Genomic DNA, 4,648 nt, shown 5'->3' with positions numbered 1-4,648 from the left:
CCGAGCGGGCGCCGCGGGCCCGCGCCTCGTACGAGCACCCCGCGACCACACCGCGGCCCCCCACCCCTCCCACGAGCACCGGCCGACCCCGCAGGGTCGGCCGGGTGAGCTGCTCGCAGGACGCGAAGAAGGCGTCCATGTCCACGTGCAGGACCCAGCGGTCCTGCCCGTCAGCCATGCCGACTCCCGTCTCGGCTCAGGACCGGCCCGGTCAGACCCGGGCCAGCGTCATCCTGACCCCCTCGGCGAGCTCGGCGGGCTCACCATCGCCCGGGTTCAGCGCGTCCACCACAGCGAAGTCCGTGGCGAGGACCTCGCCGGCGATCAGCCCGGCGTGACGGTCGGCCCAGTCGCGGCGGGCCGCCGGGACCTCCAGGCGCACCCGGATGCGGTCGGAGATGTCGAACCCGGCGCCGCGGCGGGCCTCCTGGATCTCACGGATCCGGTCCTTGGCCCAGCCCTCCGCCTCCAGCTCCTCGGTGACGGTCAGGTCCAGCACCACCAGCCCGGCCCCGCCCGGGAGCGCGGCCGTCGATTCCGGGTCCGCGGCCACGAGGCGGTGTTCGTACTCGCCCTCCTGCAGTTCGACCCCACCGGCGATGACCACCCCGTCGGCCTCGGACCAGTCCCCCGTCTTGGCGGCCTTGATGCACGCCTGAACCTGCTTGCCCAACCGCGGCCCCGCCGCGCGGGCGTTGACGGCCAGCTCCATCCGCCCGTGGGCGGCCACGTCGCTCGTCAGGTGGACGTGGCGCACGTTGACCTCGTCGGCGATGATCCCGGTGAACGGCTCGAGCCTCTCGGCGTCGGGCATCGCCACGGTGAGGGAGTTCAGGGGCAGGCGCACGCGCAGCTGCTTGGCCTTGCGCACGGAGGAGACGGTCGAACACACCGACCGCACGGCCTCCATGGCCTCGACCAACCCGGCGTCGCGCGGGAGCTCGTCGGCGGCCGGCCAGTCCGCGAGGTGGACCGACTCCCGCCCGGTCAGGCCGGTCCACACGACCTCCGACATGAGCGGGAGGAGCGGGGCGGCGAGCCGCATCGTCGTCTCCAGCACCGTGTAGAGGGTGTCGAAGGCGTCGCGGGAGTCCTGACCGGAGGCCTCCCCCGCCCAGAACCGGGAGCGCGACCTGCGCACGTACCAGTTGGTCAGGGCGTCGGCGAACTGTCGCAGTTCGTCGCAGGCGGCGGCGATGTCCGTGGTCTCCAGGGCCTCGGTCATCGCGTCCCGGGTCGTGGCCAACCGGGACAGGATGTACCGGTCCAGCACGTGCGGGGAGTCCGTGCGCCAGGTGGCGCGCTCGGCGGCGTACAGCTGCAGGAAGCTGTAGGAGTTCCAGAGCGGCAGCATGGCCTGACGCACACCCTCGCGGATGCCCTGTTCGGTCACCACGAGATTGCCACCGCGGAGGATGGGGGAACTCATGAGGAACCATCGCATGGCATCGGAGCCGTCGCGGGCGAAGACCTCGTTGACGTCCGGGTAGTTGCCCTTGGACTTGCTCATCTTGAGCCCGTCGTTGCCCAGCACGATCCCGTGGGCGGCGACGTGCGTGAACGCGGGACGGTCGAACAGCGCCGTGGCCAGCACGTGCAGCGTGTAGAACCAGCCGCGGGTCTGACCGTTGTACTCGACGATGAAGTCGCCCGGGTTGTGGGTCTCGAACCACTCCTTGTTCTCGAAGGGGTAGTGGACCTGCGCGAACGGCATGGACCCGGACTCGAACCAGCAGTCGAACACGTCGGCCACCCGCCGCATGGTGGATCTGCCGGTCGGGTCGTCGGGGTTGGGCCGGGTCAGCTCGTCGATGTACGGACGGTGCAGATCGGTGGGCCGCACCCCGAAGTCGGCCTCGAGCTCGTCGAGGGAGCCGTAGACGTCCACGCGCGGGTAGGCCGGGTCGTCCGACTCCCACACGGGGATCGGCGCGCCCCAGTACCGGTTCCGGTTGATGTTCCAGTCCCGCGCGCCCTCGAGCCACTTGCCGAACTGCCCGTCGCGCACGTGCTCCGGCATCCACGTGATGTGTTCGCGATTGAGCTCGACCATCCGGTCCCGGAACGCGGTGACCTTGACGAACCAGGCCGGCAGGGCCATGTAGATCAACGGCTGCCCGGAGCGCCAGGAGTGCGGGTAGGAGTGCTCGATGGTCTCGTGCCGGATCAGGCGACCCGCGGCACGCAGGTCGCGTGAGATGGGCGCGTTGGCGTCGAAGACCAGCTGGCCCGCGTACGGGGGCACCTCGGCGGTGAACTTGCCGTCGGGGCCGACCGGAATGACCAACTCGATACCGGCCGCGTCGCAGGCGTCCTTGTCCTCCTCACCGAAGGCCGGCGCGAGGTGGACGATGCCGGTGCCCGACTCGGTGGTGACGTAGTCCGCCGACAGCACGACGTGCGCGCCGGGGTGGCCGGCGAAGAAGTCGAACGGCGGGACGTACGTCAGACCCACCAGGTCGGCGCCCTTCGCCGTCGCCACCACCTCGGCGTCCTCGCCGAACTCGGGCGCATACACCCCGCGGCGGGCCTCGGCCACCACGAAGCGGCGGCCGGCGAGCTCACCGGAGTTCACCTGCACCACGCAGTAGTCGATGTCGGGGTGGACGGCGGCGGCCAGGTTGGACGGCAGGGTCCAGGGGGTGGTGGTCCAGACCAGCGCCTCGGCGCCGTGGAGCGGGCTGGACTGCGGCGCCTCGAGCGGCAGGCCGACGGTGACCGCGGGGTCCTGACGCATCTTGTACGCGTCATCCAACCGGGTCTCCTGGTTGGACAGGGGCGTCTGCTCGTACCAGGAGTACGGCAGCACGCGGAAACCCTTGTAGACCAGGCCCTTGTCGTAGAGCCGCTTGAACGCCCACAGGACGGACTCGGTGAAGTCGATGTCCAGCGTCTTGTAGTCGTTCTCGAAGTCCACCCAACGGGCCTGACGGTGGACGTACTCCTCCCACTCGTCGGTGTAGCGCAGGACCGACTTCTCGCAGGCCGAGTTGAACTCGGCCAGACCCATGTCGAGGATCTGCGACTTCTCGGTGATCCCCAGCTGCTTCTCGGCCTCGAGCTCGGCCGGCAGACCGTGACAGTCCCATCCGAAGCGGCGCTCGACCAGGTATCCGCGCATGGTGCGGTAGCGCGGGATCACGTCCTTGACGTACCCGGTGAGCAGATGCCCGTAGTGGGGTAGGCCGTTGGCGAACGGGGGGCCGTCGTAGAAGACGTATTCCTCGGCGTCCGCCCGTCTGCGGACGGACTCCCGGAAGGTGTCGCGCTGGTCCCACCGGGCCAGGACGGTCTCCTCGAGGGCGGGGAACGACGGCGACTGTGCCGTGGTGCCGCCGGTGAGGTCGAGAATCGGGTAGGCGCTACCCGTGGCGGTGGGCTCGGTGCTCATGCGGGCGGACTCCTCGCGGTACGGGGCCCGCACGAGTGGGTACCCGTGGGGCCGACAGGCCTGCGCTCGGGGACGATCCGGACACGACTGGCGCGTCCGTCCGCGGTACCACCCCGTTTGACGACGACGGTGCGACGCCCACTCATGGGTCGGGGGCCGGTCGGGCTCCCCCGTTCGGTTCTACTGAGCCGCCCCCTCCACGGGACCGGCTGTTCTTCCGAGCGCTCCCCGGTGATGGCCGGATCGCAGCGCATCCGGCTCACCGCCGGACATGGGGTGATGTTACCTGTCGGCGTGGGAGTCCGCCGCGTCCGCCACCTCTGACGGGTCCCGTCCGGACCCGTCACGCGCGGATCTCCCGCGGATGAGATCCATGACCAGCAGCAGCAGGCCGAGGGCGCCGACCACGATGCAGGCCCACGCCCACCCGATCTGACCGGTGGCGACGGCGGCGACGAGGAAGACGAATCCGAGGATCGTCAGTCCGAGTGCGGCGACGAGCATGCGTTCCTCCTGCCGTGGTGCGTGTCGTGGGGCGCGCCTGTTCCGGGGCGGTCCCACTCCCCGAATATACGTCGGTCCCCGCACCCTGGGCAGGGGCGGGGACCGGACGCGTCGACGCGGGAGGACTACTCGGCGCGGTGGCCGCCGTCCTTCTTGGCACCCTGGTCGGGCGCACCGGCGTTCTCCGCCGGGGCGGCCGGGGCAGCCGATCCGGACTTCCCGAGCTCGGACAGCTGGTTCTCGAGGTAGCTGGTGAGGCGACTGCGGTAGTCCTTCTCGAAGGTCCGCAGCTGGTCGATCCGGCCCTCGAGCACGCCACGCTGCTGGTTGATGGTGGCCATGATCTCGGTGTGCTTGCGCTCCGCGTCGGCCTGCAGGGCGTCCGCCTTGGCCTGGGCTTCCTTGATCTGCTGCTCGGAGCGTGACTGGGCGTCCTTGACGATCCCGTCGGACTTGGTCTTGGCCTCGCCGAGGATCTTGTCGGCCTCCCTGCGGGCGTCGCCGACCATCTTCTCCGACTGCGTCTTGGCGTCGCCGACCAGCCGATCGGACTCGCCGCGCGCCTTGGCCATGAGCCCGTCGGACTCCTTCTTGGCCTCCCCGGTCAGCCGGTCCGCCATCTCCTGCGCCATCGCGAGAACGCGGGCCGCACGCAGATGCGTGTCGGAGTTGGCGGCACCGCTGTCCTCGCTCTTCGCGAGCGACGGGGTGGCCGCGGCCGGGGCCGGCGTCGGCGCTGGGGGCGCGGCGGCC

General features: G+C 70.6%; 4 protein-coding genes. All 4 read right to left on the bottom strand.

Annotated features, from left to right (window positions below; all coding sequences use genetic code 11):
* On the bottom strand, positions 1-178 hold a 178-nt coding region (locus tag G6028_RS05910; RefSeq protein ID WP_479682422.1), incomplete at its 3' end, for a Y-family DNA polymerase.
* Between the two features lie 33 nt (positions 179-211).
* Complete coding sequence (ileS, locus tag G6028_RS05905; RefSeq protein ID WP_182658320.1) at positions 212-3,391, bottom strand: isoleucine--tRNA ligase; 3,180 nt, start codon at positions 3,389-3,391, stop codon at positions 212-214.
* A gap of 282 nt (positions 3,392-3,673) precedes the next feature.
* Positions 3,674-3,895: a hypothetical protein gene (locus G6028_RS05900; RefSeq protein ID WP_182618041.1), complete on the bottom strand. Its 222-nt coding sequence runs from the start codon at positions 3,893-3,895 to the stop codon at positions 3,674-3,676.
* Positions 3,896-4,020: 125 nt separating this feature from the next.
* On the bottom strand, positions 4,021-4,648 hold a 628-nt coding region (locus tag G6028_RS05895; RefSeq protein ID WP_182658319.1), incomplete at its 5' end, for a cell division protein.

Source organism: Dietzia cercidiphylli, assembly GCF_014145145.1.
Lineage (GTDB): Bacteria > Actinomycetota > Actinomycetes > Mycobacteriales > Mycobacteriaceae > Dietzia > Dietzia natronolimnaea.
Note: the sequence above shows the minus strand (reverse complement) of the source record. Positions and strands in the feature narration are given on the sequence as shown.

Bases quoted from the DNA above. Each gene is read 5' to 3' on its own strand.
- ileS (WP_182658320.1), bottom strand. From the start codon at position 3,391: ATGAGCACCGAGCCCACCGCCACGGGTAGCGCCTACCCGATTCTCGAC.
- G6028_RS05900 (WP_182618041.1), bottom strand. From the start codon at position 3,895: ATGCTCGTCGCCGCACTCGGACTGACGATCCTCGGATTCGTCTTCCTC.